We start from the raw sequence: 202 nt of genomic DNA, 5'->3' as shown, positions 1-202 counted from the left end.
GGGCGTATAGCTCAGCTGGTTAGAGCGCACGCCTGATAAGCGTGAGGTCGGTGGTTCGAGTCCACTTATGCCCACCATGATATGAAACTTAAGTTTCTAGAGAAACTGAAATATGTTTCTCGAAAATGCCCAGATAGCTCAGTCGGTAGAGCAGGGGACTGAAAATCCCCGTGTCGGTGGTTCGATTCCGCCTCTGGGCACC

Annotated in this window: 2 tRNA genes; both read left to right on the top strand. The window is 51.5% G+C overall.

Going from position 1 to position 202, the window contains the following annotated elements:
* Positions 1 to 77, top strand: a tRNA-Ile gene (locus tag QE109_RS17715).
* A gap of 50 nt (positions 78 to 127) precedes the next feature.
* A tRNA-Phe gene (locus tag QE109_RS17710) sits at positions 128 to 200 on the top strand.
* Positions 201 to 202: the final 2 nt, after the last annotated feature.

The sequence above is a fragment of the Fusibacter bizertensis genome (assembly GCF_029914245.1).
Taxonomy (GTDB): Bacteria; Bacillota; Clostridia; order Peptostreptococcales; family Acidaminobacteraceae; genus Fusibacter_C; species Fusibacter_C bizertensis.
Note: the sequence above shows the minus strand (reverse complement) of the source record. Positions and strands in the feature narration are given on the sequence as shown.